This window comes from Amycolatopsis sp. NBC_01488, assembly GCF_036227105.1.
Classification (GTDB): domain Bacteria; phylum Actinomycetota; class Actinomycetes; order Mycobacteriales; family Pseudonocardiaceae; genus Amycolatopsis.
Genome location: NZ_CP109434.1, coordinates 7,951,999 through 7,976,957 on the forward strand (window position 1 = coordinate 7,951,999; position 24,959 = coordinate 7,976,957).

A 24,959-nucleotide genomic window follows, 5' to 3' on the forward strand; every position below is an offset into this window, starting at 1 on the left:
GCCCCGGGGCGAGTACCTTGGCACCACAGGTCACGCCTGCCCGGGAGGACGGATGCGCGTCACGATCGCCGAGGTCGCCCGCCGCGCCCGGGTGAGCAAGACGACCGTGTCGCGGGTGCTCAACAACAAGGCCGATGTGGACGCGGCGACGGCGATCCGGGTCCGCGAGGTGATCGCCGCGACCGGGTACATCCCGAGCGCCGGTGCGGTCGGGCTGGCCCGCGGCGTGACCCGCACGGTCGGGATGCTGGTGCCGGGCCTGACCTGGCCGTGGATGGGCGAGGTGCTGCAGGGCGTCGCCGACGTCGTCGAGGCCAAGGGCTACGGCCTGCTGCTGTCCACGGCCAACCGCGGCGCGGACTCCCTGGGCGAGTTCTCCCGGCAGGTGTCGGCGAAGGCGTTCGACGGGCTGCTGCTCGTCGAGCCGCCGGACGCCGTGCGGCACCTGCGCGTGCTGCACGACTCCGGGTTGCCGGTGGTGGTGATCGACGACCGCGGGCGGCGGCCGGCGTTCCCGTCGGTGGGCACGGACAACCGGCAGGGCGGCGCGACCGCGGCCCGGCACCTCCTGGACACCGGCCGCACCCGGCTCGCCACCGTCACCGGGCCGCGCGACTTCGGCTGCACGAGCGACCGGCTCACCGGCTTCCGCGACGTGATCCGCGAAGCCGGCCTGCTGCTGGACCCGAACCTGATCATCGAAGGCGACTTCACGAGCGAAAGCGGCGAGGCCGCGATCCTCCAGCTCCTCGCCACGAGTCCCCCGTTCGACGCCGTCTTCGCCCACAACGACCTCACCGCGGCCGGCGTGCTGGCCGGGCTGCGGAAGGCCGGGCGCGCGGTGCCGGAGGACGTCGCCGTGGTCGGCTTCGACGACATCCCCCTGGCCGCGCACACCCAGCCGCCGCTGACGACGATCCGCCAGCCCCTGCGGGAGATGGGCGAGGCGGCGGCCCGGCAGCTGCTCGATCGGCTGGGTGGCGCACCCCAGCCGGACGAGCCGCTGATCGTCCCGACCTCCCTGGTGGTCCGGGAGTCGACTCAGGAGACGGTCAGCGCCGCCGACAACGGAAGATTCCGCGAGGAATCACCGAGGTAGACGCGGTACTGGCCCGCGTTCGCCGTCCACGACCCGGTCCAGTGCGCGAGGTCCCGCGGCGTGAGCGGGAACGACACCGTCTGGCTCTGCCCGGCGTTGAGCTGGACCTTCTTGAATCCCTTCAGTTGTTTGGGCGGTTCGCCGTTCGCGGCGGGCTGGCCGACGTAGAGCTGCACGACGTCGGCGCCCGCGCGGGTGCCGGTGTTGGTGACCGTCGCCGTCACGGTGGCCGTGCCGTTCGTGCCCTGCGGCGTGACGACCAGGTTCGAGAACCCGAACGTCGTGTACGACAGGCCGTAGCCGAACGGGAAGAGCGGCTCGATGGTCCGGCTGTCGTACCAGCGGTACCCGACGTTCAGGCCTTCCGAGTACTCGATCCGGTCGTTGGCGCCCGGGAACTGCTGGACGCTCGCCGTCGGCAGGTCGGCGAGCTGCTTCGGGAAGCTGATCGGCAGCTTGCCCGACGGGTTGACGTCGCCGAAGAGCAGCGACGCGAGCGCGTTGCCGTTCTCCTGCCCCGGGTACCAGCCCTCGACGACCGCCGCGGCCTTGGCGAGCCACGGCATCGTCACGGCCGACCCGGTGTTGAGCACGACGATCGTGCGCGGGTTCGCCGAGGCGACCGCGTCGATCAGGTCGTTCTGCTGGTGCTGCAGGTCGATCGTGTCGAGGTCCTGCGTTTCCGACTCGCCGTAGCTGGCGAACACGATCGCGACGTCCGCCGCCTTCGCCGCCGCCACCGCCGCCGGGATGTTCGGCGTCTGGACGTGCTCACCGGCACCGTCCACATAGGACACCGTGACGCCGGAGCCGGCTCGCGCCTTGATCCCGTCGATCGGGTTGACCGACGCCGGTGACGGGTTGACCTTCGCGCTGCCGCCGCCGATGTCCTGCGGGTCGATCCCGTCGCCGCCGGACAGCGCGATCGATTTCGTGGACGCGTTCAACGGCAGGACACCGTTGTTCTTCAGCAGCACCGACCCGGCCGCCGCGACGTCCCGCGCGGTCGTCACGTTGGCGGCGTTGGTCACCACGGCAGCAGGTGTGCCCCGCCGGGCCCGGTCGAAGACGCCGAACCGGAACATCTGCGTCAGCACGCGCCGGACCATGTCGTCCACGCGAGCCTGGGTCACCTCGCCGCGCGAGACGGCGTCGAGCAGGCCCTGGCCGAAGAACGCGCCGCCGGGCATCTCCATGTCGAGCCCGCCGTTGGCCAGCTGCCGCGCGCCGCCGGTCGCCGAACCCCAGTCGGAGCCGACGAACCCGCCCCAGTTCGCGTCCTGCTTGATCGCCGTGGTCAGCACCCCGGCGCTCTGGCACGCCGGGACGCCGTTGATCTCGTTGTAGGCGCACATCATCGACGCGACCTGGCCCTGGCTCGCCACCTGCTGGAACGCGGGCAGGTACAGCTCGTGCAGGGTCCGGTCGTCGACGATGACGTTGTCCGACGGCGTCCCGCGCGACGCCCCGGCCTCGACGTTGTAGGCGGCCGCGTGCTTGGCCTGCGCCATCACCCCCTGGCTCTGGATGCCCTGGATCGTCGCCGTCCCGGCCGCCCCGGCGAGGTACGGGTCCTCGCTGTAGGTCTCGAAGTTCCGGCCCCAGCGCGGGTCGCGCACCAGGTTGATCGTCGGGCCGAGGGCGATGTCGACGCCCTTGCCCGCGAACTCGGCACCCATCGCGGAGCCGTACCGGTTCATCAGCCCGGTGTCCCAGGTCGCGGCGGCCGACACCGGCGCCGGGACCTGGGTGACGCCGTCGAGGCCGTCGCCGACCCCGGCCGGCCCGTCCTGCAGGCCGAGCGCCGGGATGCACAGCTCCGGCACGGCGTCGGTGTTGCCGATGTACGGCCCGGTCGCGCCGTTGCCGTGCAGCACCTTGATCTTCTGCTGCGCGGTCATGGCCGCCATCAGCTGGTTCACCCGGTCGGCGACCGGCGCGGTGGAGCCCACCCACGGGCAGCCGCCCGGGTTGGTCGGCGTGGTCGTCGGCGGTGCGCTGTCGCTGGTGTGCACGGCGAACTCCCACAGCGAGTCACCCCACGGCGTTGCCCGGGCCGTGGCGTTGAGCCGGACGTACCTCGCGGTCCCCGATACGGCCGGGTGCTCGGTGCCGCCCGCGCCGGTCACGGTCGCCGCCGTCGTCCACGTCGAGCCGTTCGTGGACAGCTGGATCGTGTACGCGCTCGCGTACGCGGTCTCCCACGTCAGGTCCACGCCGCAGACCGGGCGCGAGCTGCCGAGGTCGACCTGGATCCACTGCGGGTCGGCGGCCAGGCTCGACCAGCGCGTCCCGGCGTCGCCGTCGAACGCCGCCGACGCCGGGAAGGCGTCGGACTGGACGCTGGACGCCGTCGCGGGCTGGCGCAGGGCCGCGTTCGCGCTGCCGCACGCCTGCGCCGTGCCGTCGCCGAAGACCTGGAACTCCCACAGCGAGACGCCCCACTGGGTGGCGCGCTTCGTCGTGGTCAGGCGGACGAACCGGCCGGTGCCCGACACCGGCAGCGTCTGCGTGCCGCCGGTGCCGGTCGTCGTCGAGTACACAGTGGACCATTGGCTGCCGTCGGCCGACGCCTCGATCGTGAACGCCGTCGCGTAGGCCGCCTCCCACTGCAGCACGACCTGGTTGAGCGGGTGCGACCCGCCGAGGTCGACCTGCAGCGCCTGCGGGTCGGCCGCGAGGCTCGACCACCGGGTGCCGGGGTCGCCGTCGACGGCGGCCGAAGCGGGGAACGCGGCGTTCTCCGTGGAGGACGCGGTCACGGCGTGCCCTTGCGAAAGCAGCGTCGGGGCCGCCTGGGCGGTGAACAGCGGGGCGGTGAGCAGTCCCGCCACCACCGCCGCACCCATGATCAGCGCGAGCCGGCGCCTCACTGGTAGACCCGCACGTAGTCGATCACCATGTCCTGCGGGAGCACGGTCCCCGCTCCCGGCGGGCCGGGGAAGTCCCCGCCGATGGCGTTGTTGAGGATCAGGAAGAACGGGTGGTCGTACACCCACGGCCCGCGCGTGCTCTCGACCGTGTCGCGGTTGATCGTCTCGAACGCGTTCCCGTCGACGGAGAACGTCATGTGGTTCGCGTCCCAGTCCAGGCCGAACTTGTGGAAGCCGGCGGAGACGTCCTGGCCGAGGTCGAAGGGCGCCCCGATGCCGCCCGCGCCGTTGTAGGCCGGGGCGTGGATGGTCGAGTACGCGAGGTTCGGCGACTTCCCGACGTGCTCCATGATGTCGATCTCGCCGCAGTTGGGCCACGGCGTGCCGCCGAAGAAGTTCGCGCCCAGCAGCCAGAACGCGGGCCAGAGACCCTGCGTGCCGGACACCTTGATGTTCGCCTCGACGTGCCCGTAGGTGAAGCTGAACTTGCCCGCGGTGTTGATCCGGCCCGAGGTGTACTGGCAGGTGCCGCTGCCGCTGACCGGGTCGACGGGGCAGGCGCTGCCCGGGGTGGCTTCGCGGCGGACCTGGATGACGAGGTCGCCGTGGCCGTCCTGCTTGGCGTTGTTGTTGTTCGTGTAGTACTCGAGCTCGTTGTTGACGCCGGGGCCGGTCTCGGCCGTCCACTTGCTCGCGTCGGGAGCCGCGCCGGCGGCGCCGTTGAACTCGTCGCTCCAGACCAGCGTGCCCGGGAAGTGCGGGGCCGGCGGCGCGGGCGGCGGCTGGGTCGGGTTGCCGCCGGTGCCGTAGACGTCGAAGCCCCACAGCGAGTAGCCGTAGCCGTTGGACCGCGCGGTGCCGTACATCCGGACGTACCGGCCGCTGCCGTTGACGGTCAGCGTCTCCTTGAAGCCCTTGCCGGTCGTGGTCGAGTAGATCGACGTCCAGTTCGCGCCGTCGTTCGAGACCTGGATCTGGTACGCGACCGCGTAGGCCGGGTCCCACTGCAGGACGACCTGGTGCACGGCCGCGACGGCGCCGAGGTCGACCTGGATCCAGCCCGGGTCGACCCAGCCGGTGGTCGCGCTGGTCGCCCAGCGCGTGGCCGGGTCGTGGTCGAACGCCTTCGCCGGCAGGCAGCCGGGGCAGGCACCGTCGTCCTGGTACGAGGAGGCCGTGCCGGACTTGCCGTACGAGAGCAGGACGTCGCCGGGCTGGGTGGTGCCGCCTCCGCCGTAGACCTGGAACTCCCACAGCGAGTAGCCGTACTGCGTCGCGCGCTGGGTGCCGGTCAGCCGGACGTACCGGCCGCTGCCGGTCACGGTCAGCGTCTGCGTGCCGCCGGTCCCGGCGGTGGTCGAGTACAGCGACGTCCAGGTGGCGCCGTCGGCGGACGCCTGGATCGTGAAGGCCTTGGCGTAGGCGGCTTCCCAGTTCAGCACGACCTGGGACAGCTGCTGGGTGGAGCCGAGGTCGACCTGCAGCCACTGCGGGTCGCTGAAGGCGCTGGACCAGCGGGTGCCGGGGTCGCCGTCGACGGCGGCCGAGGCGGGGAAGGCGGCGGACTCCGTCGAGGACGCCGTCACCGGACGGCCTTGCGAGAGCAGGACGGGGGCGGCCTGGGCCACCGGTGCGGTGAACAGGGCGGCCAGGGTCAGGGCGAGGACAGCGAGAACCCGGGTTCTCGGCATGCGGCGTTGCATGGGCACCTCCACGGCGAACCGGCGCCGGGGCGGCCTTGCCCCGGCGCGGATCGGCTCACGTGGCCCGCGGCGCGGGTGTGGGTCCCGTCCGACGGCACGCTCTTAGTTCAGGATATAAATAAAGAGCCGTAAAATGTCAACGCCGTTGCGCCGGACGGTCGCGGACCACGCCGCGGACTGGTCCGGGAGAACGAATCCGCGCCGGACGCTTGACTACGCCGACGCACGCGCTGTTAACTGCGAGCCGCCGGTCGGAACCGGTTCCGTGACCGCCACCCGGGATCGTTCCGCCGCGACACGCACCTCTTCGGGCTGACCGGTTCGCGCCGTCACTCCCCTCGCCGCCGCTCCTCCGGCTCACGGCGCCGAGCGGGTGAGGCGGCCGCGGACCGTCGCACCACCCGACGCCGGCGCGAGCTGTGGGGCTCGCCCGGTCCGCCGCCGCCCGGCGCCGCCGCGCGGTCGTTTCTCGTGTTTCCCCCCGATCAGCAGGCAGGCAGATGAGATCAACGACGTTCTCCCCGGTGCACCGCCTCCTCGTCCTCGCGACCACCCTCGTCACCGCGATCACGACCGCGGTGGTGGTCGGCTCCGCACCGGCCCAGGCCGCCGCGTGCGGGACGGCGAACCTCGCGCAGGGCCACCCCGCGACCGCGTCCTCGACCGAGAACGGCGGGACGCCCGCGTCCGCCGCGGTCGACGGCAACTCCGGGACGCGCTGGTCCAGCGCGTTCAGCGACCCGCAGTGGCTGCAGGTCGACCTGGGCTCCGCGCAGCAGCTCTGCGACGTGGTGCTCAGCTGGGAAACCGCGTACGCGAAAGCGTTCTCCGTCCAGCTGTCCGCGGACGCGAACACCTGGAGCACGGCCTACTCGACCACCACCGGCGCCGGCGGCACGCAGACCGTGTCCGTCACCGGCACCGCCCGCTACCTGCGGATCTACGGCACCCAGCGGGCGACCGGCTACGGCTACTCCCTCTGGGAGGTCGCCGTGCACGGCACCGGCGGCGGGACCATCCCGCCGACCGACCCGCGCAACCCGGACCTCGGGCCCAACGTGTCGGTGTTCGACCCGTCGACCCCGGCCGCGACGATCCAGGGCCGGCTGACGCAGATCGCCGACCAGCAGCACACCAACCAGTTCGGCAACGAGCGCTACGCCGTCCTCTTCAAGCCCGGGACCTACACCGCCGACGTCAACCTCGGCTTCTACGAGCAGGTGGCGGGCCTGGGCCTCTCCCCCGACGACGTCAACCTCAACGGCCACGTCCGCGTCGAAGCGGACTGGTTGCAGCAAGGCAACGACCCGAACAACAAGGGCAACGCGACGCAGAACTTCTGGCGCTCCGCCGAGAACCTGTCGGTGACGCTCCCGGCCGGGCAGGTCGAGCGCTGGGCCGTCGCGCAGGCCGCGCCCTACCGCCGGATGCACCTCAAGGGCAGCCAGATCCAGCTGTGGAACGGCGGTGACGGCTGGGCCAGCGGCGGCCTGATCGCCGACAGCAAGATCGACGGTGTCGCCGTTTCCGGTTCGCAGCAGCAGTTCCTGACCCGCAACAGCGAGCTGGGCGGCTGGCAGGGCGGTGTCTGGAACATGGTGTTCGTCGGCTCGACCGGCACCCCGCCGGCGTCGTTCCCGAATCCGCCCGAGACGGTCGTCGGCCAGACGCCGGTGATCCGCGAAAAGCCGTTCCTCTACGTCGACGGCTCGGGCAGCTACAACGTGTTCGTCCCGGCACTGCGGCAGAACTCCGTCGGCACCAGCTGGGGCCACGGCGCGCCGGCCGGGCAGTCGATCTCGCTCAGCGAGTTCTACGTCGCGCACCCGTCCGACTCGGCCGCGACGCTCAACGCCGCACTGGCCGCGGGCAAGAACCTGCTCGTGACACCGGGCGTGTACCACCTCGACCAGGCGCTGAACGTGACGCGCCCGGACACCGTGGTGCTCGGCCTCGGCCTGGCGACGCTGATGCCCACCAACGGCACCGCGGCGATCACGACGTCCGATGTGGACGGCGTGAACATCGCCGGCCTGCTGATCGACGCGGGCGCGGTGAACTCGCCGGTGCTGGTGCAGATCGGGCAGCCCGGCTCGGCCGCGAACCACGCGGCCGACCCGGCGTCGCTGCACGACGTGTTCTTCCGGATCGGCGGCGCGGCCGTCGGGAAGGCCACGCAGACACTGGTGGTCAACTCGAACAACGTCATCGGCGACCACATGTGGCTGTGGCGCGGCGACCACTCGAACGGCGTCGGCTGGAACGTCAACACCGCGGCGAACGGCCTGGTGGTCAACGGCGCGAACGTGACGATGTACGGCCTGTTCGTCGAGCACTACCAGCAGTACGAGGTGCTCTGGAACGGCAACGGCGGGCGGACGTACTTCTTCCAGAACGAGATGCCGTACGACCCGCCGGACCAGGCGTCCTGGTCCAGCGGCGGCGGCCGGCAGGGCTGGGCGGCGTACAAGGTGGCCGACTCGGTGACCAGCCACGAAGGCTGGGGCCTGGGCAGCTACTGCTTCTTCAACACGAATCCGTCCATTGTGGCCAGTCACTCCTTCGAAGTGCCGAACAACGGCGGGGTCCGGTTCCACGACCTGGTCTCGGTGTCGCTCGGCGGCGTGGGCACGATCGCCCACGTCATCAACGACACCGGTGACCCGGCGAACACGGCCCACCAGGTGAGCCCGCTGGTCAGCTACCCGTGACCCGGTCGTGAGTGAGAAACAGGGTGCTAACCCGGTTTCTCACTCACGACCCCGGCACCGCTGCAGGGCCCGGCTTGCCTCGGCCGGGTCCTGCAGCACCGCGGCGACGTGCGCGTCCGGGCGGACCAGCCAGGCTTCGCCCGGACGCGCACCCAGCGCGCCACCTACCGGGATCTCCGCCGAACGCAGCCCGGCGGCGGCGACCCCCGGCGTCGTCAGCAGCAGGAACCCCTGCCGGGCCAGGTCGCGCAACCGTCCACTCGCGACGGTGACGTCCGGCAGCAGCACCCCCGGCCCCGGCGGGGGCAACGCTCCGCGTGGCGGCCGTCCGGCGAACGGACGCGACGGGTCCGGCGTCGTCAAGGGCGAATCCGGGTACCAGTAAGGCTCGGCCAGACGCCCCGAATCCACCTGCTCGCACGCGGCCGGATCGTGCGCCGCGCGCGTGAGGACGTCCAGGCGGCGCGCCCGCTGACCGTCGTCCTGGGGCACCAGGAAGTCCATCGTGGCCGTGGTGACGGCCGCGTTCTCCACCGCCGCCGCGTGCCGCTCGCTGTGGTAGCTCTCCAGCAGTTCCTCCCCCGCGTCCCCGCGCAGGACCCAGGCCAGCTTCCACGCCGCGTTTTCCGCGTCGGCCACCCCGGAGTTGAGGCCGCGCGCCCCGAACGGCGCGACGAGGTGCGCGCAGTCCCCGGCGAGCAGCACCCGGCCGACCCGCATCCGCGGGACCAGGCGCGTGTGGAAGCGGTATACCGATCGCCACACGACTTCGTAGGGCACCGAGCCGATGATCGCGCGGATCCGGTGGTCGAGGGCCCCGCCCGTCTCCTCGGCCGCGAGGTCGTAGTCCTCGGGGACCTGCCAGTCGATGCGGAACTCCGAGTCCGGGCACGGGTGGATCAGCACTTGCCGCCCGGGGTTCCACGGCGGGTCGAAGTAGAACCGCCGTTCGGCGGCCCAGCCCGGCAGGTCGGCGCGGATGTCGCAGATCAGGAACAGGTCCCGGAAGGACACCCCGGCCAGACGCTGCCCGAGCTCCCGCCGCACGACGTCGCCGCGCGCCCCGGTGCAGGCGATGGCGTAGTCGGCCTCGATCCGGCGCGTCCCGCCCGCGGTCTCGCACTCGACCACCACCCGGCCGGGCTGGATCAGCCCGGTGACGCGGTGGCCGCGGCGGACGTCGATCAGCGGCTGCCCGGCGATCAGCTCGTCCAGCACTTCCTCGACGCGGGCTTGCGAGAGGTTGACGAACGGCGGCAGGGCCGAGCCGCCGTCGGGCAGCTTCAGCGAGAACAGCTCGGTGTCGCGGTGGAACGTCCGCGCGATCGTCCAGGTGAGGCCCTCCTCGGCGAGGCAGCCCGCCCCGAGCGACGCCCAGACGTCCAACGTGTCCCGTTGCTGGCAGATGGCCTTGGACCCCACGGGGTCGCGCACCTCGTGCTCGTCGACGAGCACCACGGGTACGCCCCAGCGCGCGAGCAGCAGCGCGGCCGTCTGGCCGACCGGGCCGCTGCCGAGGACGGCGACGGTCATCGAGCTAGCCTTGGAGCTGGTCCCAGACTTCGCGGTCGCGTTCGGCGGTCCAGATCACCGGCCGTTCGACGCCGCCGAGCTCGTCCCACAGCCTCGAGACGTCGAAGGGCAGGCAGTGCTCGAAGATCGGCCACTGGCCGTACTGGCCGGCGAGGGCCGCGTGGGTGTTTTCGAAGGCTTCCTTGAGCGTGCCGCCGGCGTCGCGGACCGCGCCGACCTCGCGGATCATCGCGTCCAGGAAGTGCCGGGTCTGCGCGATGGCGGCCTGGACGGCCTCCGCCCCACGGCTGACCCCGCCGCGGCCGCCGATCAGCGTCTCGGCGCCGAACGCACCGACTCGGTCCAAAGTGGACGACGCCCACTCGCGGTGGAACGCGTCACCGGTGTAGAGCGCGGCCTCGGCCTCCACGAGGTCGCCCGCGTACAGGATCTTCTGGCGTGGCAACCACGCCACGATGTCGCCTTCGGTGTGGCCGCGCCCGCAGTACTGCAGGACCAGGTCGCCGCGGTCGCCGCCGAGGTCGATGGTGAGCCGGTCGGAGAAGGTCAGCGTCGGCCAGGTCAGGCCGGGCACCGAGTCCGCGGCCTTCGCCAGCCGCGGCATCCGGCCGAACTCGCTTTCCCAGTCCTCCTTGCCGCGCTCGGCGACCAGCGCCCGGGTGTTCTCGTGCGCGACGATCACGTCGGCGTCGAACGCGGACGCGCCCAGCACGCGCACCGCGTGGTAGTGGCTCAACACCAGGTACCGCACGGGTTTGTCGGTGTGCTCACGCAGTTTCGCGAGCCACTCGCCCGCCGCGACCGGGGTGGCCAGCGCTTCGAAGCAGACGAGGAAGTCCTCGCCTTCGATGGCGCCGATGTTGGGGTCGCCCTCCGCGGTCAGCGCGTAGACGCCGTCGTCCAGGACTTCGAGGGTCTGCGCTTTCTCCGCCAGGTCGGCCGAAGAGGCGAACGCTTTCTTCGTCACGGCGAGCGCTCCTTTGATCAAAGGTTTGACTATCTCGCCGGTCACAGTAGCCCGCCACGGCGGCGCGCGGAACCCTTGCGCCTAATCTGGGCCGCATGACCGACCGACCGGCCGAAGACCTCGACTACCTTTCGTTCGTCGACTACGCGATCGGGAAGACGAAGGCGGAGCTGCCGGACACCGACCCCGTCGCGATGCGCCTCGGCCTCACGCTGCACCGGCTGGCGGGCGCGCTGGTCTACGACTGGGAGTCGACGGTGCACCGGCCGCGCGGGCTGAGCTGGGGCGGGTTCCGGGTGCTGTTCGTGCTGTGGCTGGCCGGCCCGCTGGAATCCCGCCACGCGGCGCGCCTGGCCGGGATGAGCCGCGCGGCGGTGTCGGCGCTGGTCAAGACCCTGGAGCGGGACGGCCTGGTGACGCGCACGCAGGTCCCTCGCGACCGACGGGCCGTCCGGCTCGCGCTGACGGAGGCCGGCCACACGTCGGTGACGGACGCCTACCAGGCGCACAACGCGCGCGAGCAGGCGTGGGCGGCGTCGCTGACGGCGTCCGAGCAGACGGTCCTCATCGGACTGCTGGAGAAGCTGACGACGAGCCCGGCCGCCGCGGCGGCGCAGCGGCTGGCTTAGCTGGCCAGCCCGGGCAGGGTGTGCCCGGTCTGCTCGGCCTTCGCACGCAGGTACCGGACGTTGTTCTCGGTGGCGAAGACCCCGGTCGGCACGCGCTCGCGCACCGCGATCCCGGCGGCCTCGAGCTGCGCGGCTTTGTCGGGATTGTTCGACAGCAGACCGATTTCTGCGACGCCGAGCGCCTGCAGCATCTGCGCGGCGACCGTGTAGTCGCGGGCATCCTCGGGCAGCCCGAGCGCGGCGTTGGCGGCGTAGGTGTCGAGGCCTTGGTCTTGCAGCGCGTAGGCGTCGAGCTTGTTGTAGAGGCCGATCCCCCGGCCTTCCTGACGCAGGTAGAGCAGGTAGCCGCCGGCCGCGGAGATCCGTTCGACGGCCTCGGCCAGCTGCGGCCCGCAGTCGCAGCGCGCGGACCCGAAGACGTCCCCGGTGAGGCATTCGGAGTGCGGCCGCACCAGCGGCACGGCCCCGGGTGTGCCGAGCACGAAAGCGAGGTGCTCACCCCCGTCGGCCAGCCCCCGGAAGGTGACGGCTTCGGCGTCGACCGCGATCCCGCCGTCGAGCCGCAGCGGGATCCGCACCCGCGTCCGCACCTCGGCCGTCATGCCTGCTCCCCTCGGATCGCCCACGTGATCGACCCTACCGGAAGTTCAAATTCGAACATCAAGATCGCGCGGAACATCACTGGGGCCAACACCGCCGGCTCGCGGGATCTTCCCGATCGAGGGAGGAAGAGCCCGCTGAGGGCCCGCCGAAGCGAGCCCTCAGGGACCGTCAGAGCCGATCGGCCGCCAGCGAAGTTCCCTCGACGCGCGCCCGGATCTTCGCGAACGCGATGTCGCGCGAGGTCGACGTGTCGTCGGCGAACGGGGAGAACCCGCAGTCGTCGCAGGTGCCGAGGCGGTCGGCCGGCAGGTACTTCGCCGCCGCCAGCACGCGGTCGCGGACCTCCTCGGCCGTCTCCACCCGCGGGTCGATCGGGTCGATCACGCCGACGAAGATCCGCTGGCCGGCCCGCAGGTTGTCCCGGATCACCTCCAGTGCGGCGGCTGGCTCGGCCTCGCTCGCCAGCTGGACGTAGAAGTTCCCCGCGTCGAGCGAGAACAACGCCGGCAGCAGGCCCGCGTAGTCGACGTCGAGGCTGTGCACCGAGTCCTGGTCGCCGCCGGGGCAGGTGTGGACGCCGATCTTCGCGCGCTCCTGCGCCGTGAACCGCTCCAGCACCGCGTTGTTGAGGTCGACGAACTGCCGCAGCAGCCCGCCGGACGGGTCGAGCTTCAGCGACAGCCGTCCCTCGGTGAAGTCGATCTGGACGGCGTGCGCCCCGGCGTCGAGGCTGCGCCGGATGTCCGCTTCGGCCTCGTTCACCAGGTCGGCGACGAACTGCTCCCGCGGGTACCCCTCGATGCCGTCGCCCGGGTAGATCAGCGAGATCGCCGACGCGGCGATCGCCGCCTGCTTGACCGGTTTGTCGGTGAGTGTCTTCGCCCGCGTCAGGTACTCGTCGGCGTGCGTCGCGTACCGGAACGGGCCGGCGGTCAGCCGCGGCAGCTGCCGGGTGTGCCCGTCGGCGAACGGGATGACGACGCCGTCCGGCGCCAGCGCGGTCAGCCCGGCCAGCGGGTACGTCGCGAAGCTCGGCTTGCCCTGTTCGCCGTCGGACACGACCGGCGAGCCGGTCTCTTCGAACCGCCTGAGCGTGTCGGCCAGCGCCCGGCTCTCCAGCTCGGCGAGCGCGGCGGCCTCGATCCGTCCGGCGGCGAACGCGCCGAGCCCCTCGATCAGGTAGTCCGGGCGCGGGATGCTGCCGATCGGTTCGGTGGGCAGGGTCATGGCGTCCTCCGCTGCTTGACGGTCCTGACCGGCCTCGACCCGGCGCGAAGCCGGCCTGACCGGCCTCGTGCCTGGCGAACGTAGCGTGATCGGGACCGGTCACGGAGCGCGGATCACCCGGTCGGCGCAGCAAAAAGCACGAATTGAGCAGGCATTCGGCGGTTAACCAGGAGGACTATTGGGTATTCGCTCTGGCGATGACGGCGGGTTCGGCGCCGAAGGAGTACCCCGATGCTCAGTCACCACGATCGCACCGAGCTGGAGAAGATCGAGCGGAACCTCGAGCTCAGTGATCCCGACCTAGCCACCGCCCTGCGCGACGGCAAGCGCCCGAAGTCGCGCGCGCTCCGCAGCGCCTTCCTGATCGCCGTCGACGTCGTCGCCGTGACCCTGCTGGTCCTCGGGCTGGTCCTGCCCGATCCCGGCGTCACGCTCTGCGGGATCCTCGCCCTGACCGGCACGGTCTGGACCCACGTGGCGCGGCACCGCATCTGAGGCAGACTGGGCCCGTGAAGTGGGTCCTGCACGTCGACCTCGACCAGTTCATCGCCGCGGTCGAGATCGCCCGCCGACCGGAGCTGCGCGGGAAGCCCGTGGTCGTCGGCGGCAACGGCGACCCGGCCGAACGCGCCGTCGTCGCGACGGCGTCCTACGAAGCCCGCGAGTTCGGGATCCGGTCCGGCATGCCGCTGCGGATCGCCGCCAAGCGCTGCCCGGACGCCGTCTTCCTGCCCAGTGACCCGCCTGCCTACCTCGAGGTGTCCGAGCACGTGATGACCGCGGTGCGGGAGTTCCCGGTCGTGGTGGAGGTGCTCGGCTGGGACGAGGCGTTCGTCGGCGCCGAGACGGACGACCCGGAGGCGCTGGCGACGTCGATCAAGGAGGCGGTGGCGCGCGAGACCGGGCTGTCGTGCGCGGTCGGCATCGGCGACAACAAGCTGCGGGCCAAGCTCGCCACCGGGTTCGGCAAGCCGGGCGGGATCTTCCGGCTGACCCAGGCGAACTGGTGGGACGTGATGGCCGCGCGCCCGACCGACGCGTTGTGGGGCATCGGCGGCAAGACGACGAAGAAGCTCGCCGAGCTGGGCATCCACACCGTCCTGGACCTCGCCGGCGCGGACGTCGCGGCGCTGGCCGCGCGGTTCGGCCCGAAGACCGGCCCGTGGCTGCGCCTGCTCGGCGGCGGCATCAGCGACGCGGAGGTGAGCGCGACGCCGTACGTGGCCCGCTCACGCAGCCGCGAGACGACGTTCCAGCGCGACCTCACGGACCCGGCGGAGATGGCCGCGGAGGTGTCGACGCTGGCGAAGCGCGTGGCGCAGGACGTCCTCGAGGAAGGCCGCCCGGCCGCGCGGGTCGCGGTGAAAGTGCGGTTCGTGCCGTTCCTGACCCACACGCACAGCATCACCCTGCCCGAGCCGACGTCGGACGCGGCCGAGATCGACCGCGCGGCGCAGGAGGTGCTGGCGATGTTCACGCTGACCCGCGCGGTGCGGCTGCTGGGGGTACGGGCGGAGTTCCTCAGGGCGGACTAGAGCCCGTCCGGCAGCGGCAACGGCCGGTCCGGGTCCAGGTCCACCCCGCCCGCCCGGAGCGTGTGGTCGAGCATCGCCCAGATCGTGCCGCTCAGCTGGGCGGTCAGCTGGTCCAGGCTGAGCGTCCCCGGGTGGTCGAGCCAGCGGGTCGTCGCCGACTCGACGTAGCCGACCAGGCCGAACGCGATCGTGTCCCCCGGCGCCGGGTCCAGGCCGAACGCCGTCAGGTAGCCGGTGAACAGGGCGCTGAGGTGGCGGGCGATCGTGCCGCGGACGTCCGCGGCGCCCTCCGGCGGGCCCGGCAGCGTGCGGACGAGGTACCGGTGCAGCTGGGCGTGCTCGGTCAGCCAGCGCAGGTGCGTCGAGATCGCCGCCGCGATCATCTCGCGCGGCGAACCCGACGGGTGCCACAGCGGCTGGAGCTCGGCCGTCACCAGCTCGGCCGCGCGCTCGGCGATCGCGCGCTGGAGGTCGGCCGCGCCGTCGAAGTGCTTGTACAGGCGGGTCCTCGCGACGCCGGCGCGCTCGGCGATCTGCTCGGTCGAGACGTCCGGGCCGTGCTCGGCGATGGCTTCGAGCGCGGCGTCGACGAACTCGGCACGCCGCCGCTCCTGCTGGCCCGCCCAGCGCGCCGCCCGCCCGTCGACCTTGGTCACGGCGGAAGCCTACTCAGGGCCCGCCGGAGGGTGTACGGTCACCGAAGTAGCTAGTACGGCGTGTACCCCCTACTTCCGGAGGTCGCCATGGGCGTCGAGGCCCAGGACCGGGACGTCACCGCGGCTCGCCTGCTCATGAGCTCCGCGAAGAACTCCTACGACCCGCACGTCGACATCGACTGGACCGCGCCGCTCGCCGAAGGCAAGGCGTACATGCCGCTGGAGCGCGTCTCGCTCTACGGCACCGACCTCTGGGCGAAGCTGACGCCGGAGCAGCGGATCGAGCTGTCCAAGCACGAGATCGCCAGCATCATGAGCGTCGGCCTGTGGTTCGAAATCGTGCTGATGCAGCTGCTCGCCCGGTACGTCTTCGACCTTGACGCGCGCACCGAGCACGCGCAGTACGCGATGACCGAGATCGGCGACGAAACCCGGCACTCGGTGATGTTCGCCCGCACCGCCGAACGGCTCGGCGTGCCGCGCTACGGCGTCCCCAAGGTCGTGCACCGCGCGGCGAAGGTGTTCGGCGCGACCGCCGCCGGGCCGTCGATGTTCGCCAGCGTGCTGGTCGCCGAGGAGACCACCGACCGGCTGCAGCGGTCGATGATGGACGACGACGGCATCCAGCCGCTGATCCGCTCGGTCAACCGCATCCACGTCGTCGAGGAGGCCCGGCACGTCCGGTTCGCCAAGGAGGAGGTGCTGCGGGAGACGCCGAAGCTGTCGAAGGCGGCGCTGCAGCGGCATCGGCTGCGGACCGCGCTCGTCGCGTTCGGCGTGATCGACAGCATGGTCGACCCGCGCATCTACCGCAGCGTCGGGATCGACGCGCGGGAAGGCCGGGCCGCGGCGCTCGCCAACCCGCACTTCCACGAGACGCGCCGCTGGATGGCCGAGAAGATCGTGCCGTTCCTCCGCGAGGCGGGGCTGATCGGCGGCCGGTCCGAGGGCATTTGGCGGCGCGCGCACCTGATCTGACCCCGCCCGGCAGAATTCCCTTCCCGGGAGGCACCGGACTACGCCAGGATTCCCCGGTGACCGAGGGATTCCCGATCGAACCCGCACCGCCGCAGCCGACGGCGCCCGCGCCGCGCTCGCGACTGACCCGGCCCGTCGCCACCGGCCTGATCGGCGTCCTCGTCGGCGCGGTCCTGGTCGGCGTGCCGTGGCTGGTGCTGAGCCTGCTCGGCGGGCCGAGCGGGCAGGCCCCGACCGCGCCGGCGAACCTGGGCGGGCTCAGCAGGGCCCAGGACGCGATCGCGAAGGTCGACGCGGTGCGCGGCAAGGCCCAGATCGACCGCGTCGGCAAGACCGACCAGGAGACGGCCGCGCGCGTGTCGGCGGCCTACGGCGGCGCCGGCGCGGTGGTCCAGGACTACCAGGACGAGGGGTTGCTGCGGTCCGTGCAGCTGATCGCCGTGCGCGCGCCGTCGCCGGAGCTGTTCGCGCCCTACGAAGACGTCCAGGCCCTCGGCGAGGCCAAGCCGGGTACCGAGCTGGTGCGCGTCGGTGCCGTGCAGTGCCTCCTGCACAACGACCCGGTCGCGCCCGGCGCCACCCCGGACCCGGACCGCTCGTTCGTGCTGAACTGCCAGCGCACCGGCCGGGACTGACCGTCACGGTGCGGAGCATGGGCACCGAGGGCAACCACGACCCCCAGGAGCTGGCCGGGATCGTCGAGCAGGCGTGGCGCGAGGTCGTTTCGTGAGCACCCATCCGGACGGCCCGCGCCGACGACGAAGCGCGCGTCCTGGGTCACCACACCGCCGCCCGCCGCGTCTACGACGCCTGCGGGTTCATCGTGGAAGTCCTGCTGCGAGCGGAATTCAACCTCGACGGCACGGACGTCGACGACGTTCTCCTGGCGCGCGCGCTCGCTTGACAGCTTCCCGGCGGCTTTGCCATCCTGGTTCCGGGCCGAGAGGCGCTGCGACGGAACTCCTTCCGCCACGCTCGGCCCGGACCGACTCCAAGGGCGCCTCCCGCACGGGAGGTGTCCTTTTTTGGTGGCACGCAAGAGCTTTCCCGCTCACGTCTCCCGCGCGGTTCCGCAACCGGCCGTCAGGAAAGAGAAATGAGCGAGAAACTCACACGCCGCAACGGGGTCGACTTCGCCGTCGCCGACCTGTCCCTGGCCGACGCCGGCCGCACGCAGCTGCGGCTGGCCGAGCACGAGATGCCCGGCCTGATGGCGATCCGCCGCGAGTACGCCGCCGCGCAGCCGCTGAAGGGCGCCCGGATCGCCGGGTCGCTGCACATGACCGTGCAGACCGCCGTGCTCATCGAGACCCTGGTCGCGCTCGGCGCCGAGGTGCGCTGGGTGTCCTGCAACATCTTCTCCACCCAGGACGAGGCCGCCGCCGCGGTCGTCGTCGGCCCGGAGGGCACCCTCGACGCCCCGGCCGGGACGCCGGTGTTCGCGTGGAAGGGCGAGACGCTCGAAGAGTACTGGTGGTGCACCGACCGGCTCTTCGCGTTCGCCGGCGGCCGGGCGCCGAACATGATCCTGGACGACGGCGGCGACGCCACCCTGCTCGTCCACAAGGGAGTCGAGTTCGAGGCGGCGGGCGCGGTGCCGCAACCGTCCGAAGAGGACCCCGAGGAGTACCGGATCGTCCTGGAGACCCTGCGCGCGAGCCTCGCGGCCGACGGCGACCGCTTCACCCGCATGGCCAAGGAGATCCGCGGCGTCACCGAGGAGACGACCAACGGCGTCAAGCGGCTCTACAAGCTCGCCAAGGACGGCGAGCTGCTCTTCCCCGCGATGAACGTCAACGACTCGGTGACGAAGTCCAAGTTCGACAACAAGTACGGCATCCGGCACTCCCTGGTGGACGGCCTGAACCGGGCCACCGACGTGATGATCGGCGGCAAGCGCGTCGTCGTCTGCGGCTACGGCGACGTCGGCAAGGGCGCGGTCGAGGCGCTGCGCGGGCAGGGCGCCCGGGTGGCGGTCACCGAGATCGACCCGATCTGCGCACTGCAGGCGGCGATGGACGGGCTCGACGTGGTGGAGCTGGACGACGTCGTCGCGACGGCCGACATCTTCATCACCACCACCGGCAACTTCGGCATCATCTCGGCGGAGCAGATGAGCCGGATGAAGCACAACGCGATCGTCGCGAACGTCGGGCACTTCGACAACGAGATCGACATGGCCGGGCTGGCGAAGCGGCCCGGCATCACCAAGAAGGAGATCAAGCCGCAGGTGCACGAGTGGACGTTCCCGGACGGCCACGCGATCATCGTGCTGTCCGAAGGGCGCCTGATGAACCTCGGCAACGCGACCGGCCACCCGTCGTTCGTGATGTCGAACTCCTTCACCAACCAGGCCATCGCGCAGATCGAGCTGTTCGCCAAGCCCGGCGAGTACGCCACCGACGTCCACCGGCTGCCCAAGCACCTCGACGAAAAGGTGGCCCGGCTCCACCTCGACGCACTTGGTGTGAAACTAACCAAGTTGTCGAAGGCCCAGGCGGAATACATCGGCGTGGACGTCGAAGGTCCGTACAAGCTCGACCACTATCGGTACTGATTCGAAGTTGCTCCATTTGCCGCAGTTTGGCAGCTCGGGAAAATGGCCATCCTCACGACGAGAGCGCATCCGCCCGGACGGCACGGAGCCGGGCCGGGTCTCGTGCGAAGGAGAGTGTCAAGTGATCGTCCTCGGTGTAATTCTACTGGTCATCGGGTTCATCGTCGGTATCCCGGTGCTGTACACCATCGGCATCGTGCTGGCCGTGGCCGGCGTGGCGCTGGCCATCCTCGGCGGCACCGGCCGCCGGATCGGCGGCCGGGCGCACTGGTACTGATCCCGTGACCCCCGCCGGCCTGGCGCGCGTCAGCAGCAATGCTGGCCGCGCCAGGCCGTTCGGCTTTCTTTTTCCCGCCACGCGAGCGATGCGGAAGATAAGGGTCCTCCGGCTCCGAGGGGGAGGGAGAGCCGAAGGACCCCGTTAGTGTTAGCACATCGCCACGCCCGTGTACACATCTGCATACACGATCGTGTTACGCGGTTGACGCCTTCTTCACGCCGCGAAGGCCTCCCCGGCCGGCGGTGAGGCCGGCGGGAAGGCCTTCGCGGATCCTGGCGGGAGGCTCAGGAAGCTTGGCGCAGCAGCGGTTTTCCCGGCGCCGCGGCACACGCGCACCCGGCGCCGAGGGCCTGGCAGTCGACGATCAGCCCGTGCCGGACCCGGTCACCGTCCCGGCAGGACGGATCGGTGCACTCGGCGAACCCGCCTTCGGGGTGCACCACCAGGGTGCCGTGACAGTGATCGATCCCCGCGTCACAAGAAGCGCACTCCATGACCGGCCCGCCCTTCCGCGTTCGTGCCCGGTGTGCTCGCACCTCTTGGTACCACCGGAAAGCACGCGGACGCGGAAGGGCGGCGGCGTGTCGCCGCGACCACCCGTCCGGGGTCAGCCGGACTTGGGCGCCCGCTTGCGCGCCGCGGGCTTCTTCTTCGCGGCGGTCGGCTCCGCGTCCTCAGCGGACTCCTCCGAAGTGGACTTCGCCCCGCGGGACTTCTTCGCCGCGTCCACGCTGGCCTGCAGCGCCGCCATCAGGTCGACCACGTCGGCCTTCGCGGTCACCGCCGCCGGCTTGGTGGTCTCCTCCCCCGCCACCTTGGCCTCGATCATCTCCTCGAGGGCCTCGCGGTAGTGGTCGTGGTACTTCTCCGGCTCGAACACCGGCTCGGCGAGCGAGTCGATCAGCGACCCGGCCATGGTCAGCTCCTGGGGCCGGATCTGCGGCGGGTCGTCGCGCAGGAAGGGGAAGTCGGGCTCGCGAACCTCGTCCGGCCACAGCATCGTCGTCATCACCAGCACGTCGGCGTGCACCCGCAGCACCGCCATGCTCTCCCGCTGCCGCACGGCGACCTTGGCGATCGCCACCTGGCTCGACTTGTGCAGCGCGTCCCGCAGCACGACGTACGGCTTCACCGCGTTCTTCTGCGGCTCCAGGTAGTACGTCCGGTCGTACTGGATCGGGTCGATCGACTCGAGCGGCACGAACTCCAGGACGTCGATCGTGCGCTGCGAGGACAGCGGCAGCTCGGCCATCTCGGCGTCGGTGATCACGACCATCTCGCCGTCGGGCAGCTCGTAGCCCTTCGCGATCTCGGCGTAGGGCACCTCGGCGCCGTCGATCGTGCAGAACCGCTTGTACTGGATGCGGCCGCCGTCGGCCTCGTGCACCTGGCGGAGCGAGACGTTCTTGTTCTCGGTGGCCGCGTACAGCTGGATCGGGATGCTCACCAGCCCGAACGACACCGAGCCCTTCCACATCGCCCGCATGCCACGCACCTCCGATAGACCACCGGGTCGCCTTCACGCTACGTGACCACCGTAGCCCGGATCGTCCTCCGGCGACAGTGCGATCTAGACCTCTGCCAGGTACTTCTCCCAGAGTGCGGGGTCCATGAACCAGTGCTGGAAGTCCGTCGGATCGGTGAAACCGTTCGCGAACCGGCGCGCCACGGCGGGGTTCTGGCCGGCCACCCCGAGGATCTGGAGCACGTGCGGGGGCGGCGGCATGAGCAGCGCGTTGGTCCATTCGGTCACGTGCCGGGCGTACTCCCAGTAGCGCTCGAACGTCGCGTCCATCCACCCCGCGTCGAACGGCCGGTCGCCGCGCTCGACGATCGCGTCCAGGTAGGTCGCGGCGCAGTGGCTCGCGTTGTTCGAACCCTGGCCGGTGATCGGGTCGTTCGCGACGACGACGTCGGCCATGCCCAGCACGATCGCCCCGCCCGGCAGTGTGCCGACCGGCTTGCGGACCACCGGGGTGTAGCCGCCGGCCAGCGTCGCCTTCGCGTCGGTGAGTTCGGCGTCGCGGCAGCGGTCGTACTCCCACGGCACGAACTGCTTCATCAGGTCGAGGATCCGCGCGAAGTGCTCGGCCGGGCCCGGGCGGTCGTCGAAGCAGTCCAGCGGGCCGCCGGGGACGCCTTCGAAGAAGAGGATGTCGCAGTTCCCGCTCAGCGTGTACGCGGGGATCATGAACAGCTCGCCGACACCGGGGACGATGTTGAACCGCACCGCCATCTTGTCCGGGTGCTCCGGCCGCGGGCGCACGCCGTGGGCGTAGGCCAGCGAGAGCGCGCGCATCGGCTTCGTGTACGGCGACCGCTCGGGCACGCGGTCGAACAGCTGGACCAGCTCGCCCTTGCCGGCCGAGATGATGACCAGGTCGTAGAGCCGGGCCAGCGCGTCCAGTTCGGACGTCATCACGCCGTGGATGACGAGCTTGCCGCCGCGGTCCTCGAACAGCTCCAGCCAGCCGGCCATCTTCACCCGCTGGTCGACCGACTGCGCGACGTGGTCCAGCTCGGCGAACCAATCGAGCGCGCGGCCGCCGTCCGGGGCGGCCACCGAGACGCCGAGTCCCTCGACGTTCACCGTGTCGGCTTCCCACAGGTCGATGCCGAGGTCCCGCTCGTGCTGCAGCGCGTCGTGGAACATGCACTGCGTCGACATCACGCGCCCGGCCCGGATCTCCTCCGGCGTCCGCGCGGACATCACCGTGACGTCGTAGTCCTTCGCCAGCAGCCCGAGGGCCAGCTGCAGCCCGGACTGCCCGGCGCCCACGATCAGGACCTTGCGCATGAAGCTCTTCTCTCCTCGTTCAGGGCTGCGGGACGCTGCCGGCCAGCTCTCGCGGGCCGGACAGCACGGCGAGCGACAGCGTGTGGCCGACCAGCTCGGTCAGGGTGGCGATCGTCGACGCCCGGTCGCGGGCGTCGCAGGTGACCAGCGGGACGCTCGGGTCGAGCGCGAGCGCGTCACGCACCTCGTCGAGGTCGTGCACCGGCTTGCCCTCGAACTGGTTGACCGCCACGACGAACGGCAGCTCCGAGTCGTTCTCGAAGTAGTTGATCGCCGCGAACGACTCGTCGATCCGGCTGGTGTCGACCAGCACGACCGCGCCGAGCGCGCCGCGGCTCAGGTCGTCCCACAGGAACCAGAACCGCGCCTGCCCGGGCGTGCCGAACAGGTACAGCAGCAGGTCCGGGCGCAGCGTGATGCGGCCGAAGTCCATCGCGACGGTCGTGGTCGACTTGCCGCCCGGCGGGATGTCGTCGACGCCTTGGCCCGCCTCGGTCATCCACGCCTCGTTGCTCATCGGCGGCACCTCGGAGACCGCCCCGACGAACGTGGTCTTGCCGACACCGAAGCCCCCGGCGACGACGATCTTCGCGGAGATCGTCAGCAGATCGCCCTCAGGCGGGGAGCCGCTTGAGCCCATCAAGGATCCTCTCGAGCACGTTGGTGTCGTGGTGGTAGGCGTGCGCCGTGGGGTGGACGAACACCGCGCCCTGGGTGGCGAGGTCGCCGATCAGCACCCGCACCACGCCCAGCGGCAGGTCCAGCCCGACCGACAGCTCGGCGATCGAGCACCGCGCGCGGGCGCGTTCGTAGAGCGAGCGCGACTCGGGCATCAGCGTGCCGCTCAGCGCCGGGTCGTACCGCGGGACCGAGACCAGCGTCTCCACCAGCAGCTGGTGGCGGGTGCTGGTGCGGCCGCCGGTGAGCGCGTACGCCCGGATCCGGCGGCTTCGCCGCGGCAAGGGGGTGTCCTTCTCGGACACGGAGATCACATCCTTGTCGGCCACTCCCATCACGCCCTGGGCCGGCGCGCGGTGAGCACCTGGCGCAGTTCGGCGCGCACCTCGGGGGTGAGCGCGTGGCCGGCGTTGGTGATGAACTGGGTCATCTCGTAGGCGACCACCTTCATGTCCGCCTCGCCCGAGGTCAGCACCGCGAGCCCGGCACCGGACCCGATGCCCATGAACAGGAAGTAGCCGTGGGTGAGCCGGATGATGATCTGCTCGCAGGCGCCCTTCCCGAACAGCGCCGCGCTGTTGCCCGCCAGCGAAAGCAGGCCGCTGGCGATCGCCGCCAGCTGCTCGGCTTCGGCTTCGCCGACCGAGTCGGACGCGGTGAGGGGAAAGCCGTCCACGCTCATGATCAGCGCGTGGCTGACGCCGTGGACCTTGCGCACGAAGTCGTCGAGCAGCCAGGCGAAGTTCGCCGGGGCCGGGTGGGGGGCGCTCACGAGGCGGTTCCTCCGGGCGTCTCGTCCTGCTGGGAACGGTGGTTCTCGGCGAGCGCCGCCCGCTCGCCGTCGGCGAAGGCGCCGAGGTCGGCGAGCAGCTGGTCGTGGCCGGCACCGAGCGTGCCCTGGTGGTGGTCCGGGGGCGGCGGTGGCGGCGGTGGTTCGGGCGCCGCACCGCGGATGCTGCCGGGCACCCGGCGCGGCAGGCCGTTGGCCGTGGTCCCGCCGGTCTGCTCGACCGGCCGCGGGCGGGGGCTCGGCTTGCGCGGCATCGGCGTGACCGGCTCCTCCCGCGGGAAGGCACCCGGGCGGCGGCGCGGGAGCCCGCCGACGCCGGCCGGCTCGCCGGCCGGGGCCTTGACCGGCTCCGCGGTCACGGTCCGGGTGCCGGACCACGCGTTCTCGGCCAGCTCGGTGACGATCCCGGTCGGCAGCAGCACGGTGGCCACCGTGCCGTGCGGGCTGCGCCGGTCCAGCCGCACGGTGACGTCGTGGCGGGCGGCGAGCCGGGAGACCACCGCGAGGCCCATGTGGCGCGCGGCGGCGTCGTCGAGGTCACCGCCGGCGGCCAGCCGCGCGTTCAGGCCGTCGATCCGGTCGGCGGGGATGCCGATGCCCTCGTCCTCGATCCGGACGAGCACGCTGCCCTGCTCGGTCAGGTGCGCGCTGATGTGCACCGGCGAGCTCGGCGAGGACTGGTTGGCGGCGTTGTCGAACAGCTCCGCCAGCACCCGGCCCAGGTCCTCGGCGGCGAAGCCGACGACGCCGAGGTTCACGACGCGGCCGATGGTGATCCGGGCGTAGTGGTCGATCGAGGACATCGCCGCGCGCATGACGTCGAGCACCGAGGTCGCGCGGGCGGCGTCGTCGGCGGTCTCCTGGCCGGCCAGGACGCGCAGGTTCTCGGCGTTGCGCCGCAGCCGGGTCGCGAGGTGGTCGAGCTGGTAGAGCTCGGCGAGGCGGTGGTGGTCCTCCTCCCCCGCCTCCAGCTCTTCGAGCCGCGCGAGGAGCTGGTCGAGGAGGTTGAGGTCACGCAGGGCGACGCTGGCGCAGATCTCGGCCAGCACCGCGTCGTCCGCGGGCGCCTCCGGTACCGCGACGGGCGGGGTCAGCTGCGCGAGCGCCGGGCCGGCCGCGGGCGCGTACCCGGGGTGCTTCGGCGGCGCGGTGAGGAACTGCGCGGCGGCGACCCGCGAACGGTCCAGCAGGACGCGTGATCGATCCAGGAGTTCCCGGGCCCGGCTGGCCATGTGGTCCCACTTCTTCCTTGCTCAGGTTCGGACGCGGTGCGCTGTGCCGACCCCCGGCGGCGACGACCGACATGCAAGCAGAAAGCCTCGTGACGTGTCCACAACCAGTCC

At 71.5% G+C, this 24,959-nt stretch carries 23 protein-coding genes and 1 riboswitch; of the genes, 9 read left to right on the forward strand and 14 right to left on the reverse strand.

Annotated features, from left to right (window positions below; genetic code table 11):
- Positions 1 to 52 precede the first annotated feature (52 nt).
- Positions 53 to 1,099, forward strand: coding sequence for a LacI family DNA-binding transcriptional regulator (locus tag OG738_RS37295; protein ID WP_329048070.1), 1,047 nt, complete (start codon positions 53 to 55; stop codon positions 1,097 to 1,099).
- Here the strand turns inward: OG738_RS37295 and OG738_RS37300 are convergent.
- Both OG738_RS37300 and OG738_RS37305 read right to left on the reverse strand, forming a co-directional pair.
- Positions 1,042 to 3,972: a glycoside hydrolase family 3 C-terminal domain-containing protein gene (locus OG738_RS37300; protein WP_329048072.1), complete on the reverse strand. Its 2,931-nt coding sequence runs from the start codon at positions 3,970 to 3,972 to the stop codon at positions 1,042 to 1,044. The genes OG738_RS37295 and OG738_RS37300 overlap by 58 nt on opposite strands.
- Positions 3,969 to 5,663: a discoidin domain-containing protein gene (locus OG738_RS37305; protein ID WP_329048074.1), complete on the reverse strand. Its 1,695-nt coding sequence runs from the start codon at positions 5,661 to 5,663 to the stop codon at positions 3,969 to 3,971. Before OG738_RS37305 ends, OG738_RS37300 begins: the two co-directional genes overlap by 4 nt.
- Before the next feature lie 512 nt (positions 5,664 to 6,175).
- Here OG738_RS37305 and OG738_RS37310 point away from each other — a divergent pair.
- Complete coding sequence (locus tag OG738_RS37310) at positions 6,176 to 8,386, forward strand: discoidin domain-containing protein (RefSeq protein WP_329048076.1); 2,211 nt, start codon at positions 6,176 to 6,178, stop codon at positions 8,384 to 8,386.
- A 39-nt stretch (positions 8,387 to 8,425) separates the two neighbouring features.
- Here the strand turns inward: OG738_RS37310 and OG738_RS37315 are convergent, their stop codons facing one another.
- Complete coding sequence (locus OG738_RS37315; RefSeq protein WP_329048078.1) at positions 8,426 to 9,919, reverse strand: FAD-dependent monooxygenase; 1,494 nt, start codon at positions 9,917 to 9,919, stop codon at positions 8,426 to 8,428.
- A 4-nt stretch (positions 9,920 to 9,923) separates the two neighbouring features.
- Complete coding sequence (locus tag OG738_RS37320; protein WP_329048080.1) at positions 9,924 to 10,886, reverse strand: MBL fold metallo-hydrolase; 963 nt, start codon at positions 10,884 to 10,886, stop codon at positions 9,924 to 9,926.
- Positions 10,887 to 10,981: 95 nt separating this feature from the next.
- Here OG738_RS37320 and OG738_RS37325 point away from each other — a divergent pair, with 95 nt between their 5' ends.
- Positions 10,982 to 11,515, forward strand: a complete 534-nt coding sequence (locus OG738_RS37325; protein ID WP_329048082.1) for a MarR family winged helix-turn-helix transcriptional regulator — start codon at positions 10,982 to 10,984, stop codon at positions 11,513 to 11,515.
- On the opposite strand, the gene OG738_RS37330 is transcribed toward OG738_RS37325, so the two are convergent.
- The gene (locus OG738_RS37330; protein ID WP_329048083.1) at positions 11,512 to 12,117 is read right to left on the reverse strand and encodes a GTP cyclohydrolase II; all 606 of its coding nucleotides are present in this window, start codon (positions 12,115 to 12,117) and stop codon (positions 11,512 to 11,514) included. The two genes, OG738_RS37325 and OG738_RS37330, sit on opposite strands and share 4 nt — an antisense overlap.
- A 169-nt stretch (positions 12,118 to 12,286) precedes the next feature.
- Complete coding sequence (locus OG738_RS37335; protein ID WP_329048085.1) at positions 12,287 to 13,345, reverse strand: cobalamin-independent methionine synthase II family protein; 1,059 nt, start codon at positions 13,343 to 13,345, stop codon at positions 12,287 to 12,289.
- A 231-nt stretch (positions 13,346 to 13,576) separates the two neighbouring features.
- Between OG738_RS37335 and OG738_RS37340 the strand changes: the two genes are divergently transcribed.
- Positions 13,577 to 13,840: a DUF3040 domain-containing protein gene (locus OG738_RS37340; RefSeq protein WP_329048087.1), complete on the forward strand. Its 264-nt coding sequence runs from the start codon at positions 13,577 to 13,579 to the stop codon at positions 13,838 to 13,840.
- Positions 13,841 to 13,854: 14 nt separating this feature from the next.
- Positions 13,855 to 14,880, forward strand: a complete 1,026-nt coding sequence (locus OG738_RS37345) for a DNA polymerase IV (RefSeq protein ID WP_329048089.1) — start codon at positions 13,855 to 13,857, stop codon at positions 14,878 to 14,880.
- Here the strand turns inward: OG738_RS37345 and OG738_RS37350 are convergent.
- Positions 14,877 to 15,536 (reverse strand): TetR/AcrR family transcriptional regulator, encoded by a 660-nt coding sequence (locus OG738_RS37350; RefSeq protein WP_329048090.1) that lies wholly within the window; start codon positions 15,534 to 15,536, stop codon positions 14,877 to 14,879. The two genes, OG738_RS37345 and OG738_RS37350, sit on opposite strands and share 4 nt — an antisense overlap.
- Before the next feature lie 87 nt (positions 15,537 to 15,623).
- Here OG738_RS37350 and OG738_RS37355 point away from each other — a divergent pair, with 87 nt between their 5' ends.
- The 4 genes from OG738_RS37355 to OG738_RS37370 all read left to right on the forward strand — a co-directional run bounded on the left by OG738_RS37355 (position 15,624) and on the right by OG738_RS37370 (position 19,348).
- Complete coding sequence (locus OG738_RS37355) at positions 15,624 to 16,514, forward strand: AurF N-oxygenase family protein (RefSeq protein WP_329056951.1); 891 nt, start codon at positions 15,624 to 15,626, stop codon at positions 16,512 to 16,514.
- A 56-nt stretch (positions 16,515 to 16,570) separates the two neighbouring features.
- The gene (locus OG738_RS37360; RefSeq protein WP_329048092.1) at positions 16,571 to 17,149 is read left to right on the forward strand and encodes a hypothetical protein; all 579 of its coding nucleotides are present in this window, start codon (positions 16,571 to 16,573) and stop codon (positions 17,147 to 17,149) included.
- Between the two features lie 300 nt (positions 17,150 to 17,449).
- Positions 17,450 to 17,523: riboswitch (S-adenosyl-L-homocysteine riboswitch) on the forward strand.
- Between the two features lie 87 nt (positions 17,524 to 17,610).
- The gene (ahcY, locus tag OG738_RS37365; RefSeq protein WP_329048094.1) at positions 17,611 to 19,071 is read left to right on the forward strand and encodes an adenosylhomocysteinase; all 1,461 of its coding nucleotides are present in this window, start codon (positions 17,611 to 17,613) and stop codon (positions 19,069 to 19,071) included.
- A gap of 121 nt (positions 19,072 to 19,192) precedes the next feature.
- Positions 19,193 to 19,348, forward strand: coding sequence for a hypothetical protein (locus OG738_RS37370; protein ID WP_329048095.1), 156 nt, complete (start codon positions 19,193 to 19,195; stop codon positions 19,346 to 19,348).
- 287 nt (positions 19,349 to 19,635) lie between these two features.
- On the opposite strand, the gene OG738_RS37375 is transcribed toward OG738_RS37370, so the two are convergent.
- From OG738_RS37375 to OG738_RS37405, 7 genes are all read right to left on the reverse strand, one after another.
- Positions 19,636 to 19,794 carry a hypothetical protein gene (locus OG738_RS37375; protein ID WP_442875835.1) on the reverse strand — a complete coding sequence of 53 codons (159 nt, stop codon included), beginning with the start codon at positions 19,792 to 19,794 and terminating at the stop codon, positions 19,636 to 19,638.
- A gap of 164 nt (positions 19,795 to 19,958) precedes the next feature.
- Positions 19,959 to 20,837: a non-homologous end joining protein Ku gene (gene ku, locus OG738_RS37380; protein ID WP_329048098.1), complete on the reverse strand. Its 879-nt coding sequence runs from the start codon at positions 20,835 to 20,837 to the stop codon at positions 19,959 to 19,961.
- Between the two features lie 84 nt (positions 20,838 to 20,921).
- On the reverse strand, positions 20,922 to 22,148 hold the full coding sequence (locus tag OG738_RS37385) for a styrene monooxygenase/indole monooxygenase family protein (protein WP_329048099.1): 1,227 nt from the start codon (positions 22,146 to 22,148) through the stop codon (positions 20,922 to 20,924).
- Positions 22,149 to 22,167: 19 nt separating this feature from the next.
- Positions 22,168 to 22,788, reverse strand: a complete 621-nt coding sequence (locus tag OG738_RS37390; RefSeq protein ID WP_329048101.1) for a GTP-binding protein — start codon at positions 22,786 to 22,788, stop codon at positions 22,168 to 22,170.
- Entirely contained in the window at positions 22,763 to 23,161 is a 399-nt protein-coding gene (locus OG738_RS37395; RefSeq protein WP_329048103.1) for a DUF742 domain-containing protein, read from the reverse strand. Before OG738_RS37395 ends, OG738_RS37390 begins: the two co-directional genes overlap by 26 nt.
- The gene (locus tag OG738_RS37400) at positions 23,161 to 23,598 is read right to left on the reverse strand and encodes a roadblock/LC7 domain-containing protein (protein WP_285996770.1); all 438 of its coding nucleotides are present in this window, start codon (positions 23,596 to 23,598) and stop codon (positions 23,161 to 23,163) included. Before OG738_RS37400 ends, OG738_RS37395 begins: the two co-directional genes overlap by 1 nt.
- Positions 23,595 to 24,848, reverse strand: a complete 1,254-nt coding sequence (locus OG738_RS37405; RefSeq protein ID WP_329048105.1) for a sensor histidine kinase — start codon at positions 24,846 to 24,848, stop codon at positions 23,595 to 23,597. The genes OG738_RS37400 and OG738_RS37405 overlap by 4 nt, the downstream gene beginning before the upstream one ends.
- Between the last annotated feature and the right edge of the window lie 111 nt (positions 24,849 to 24,959).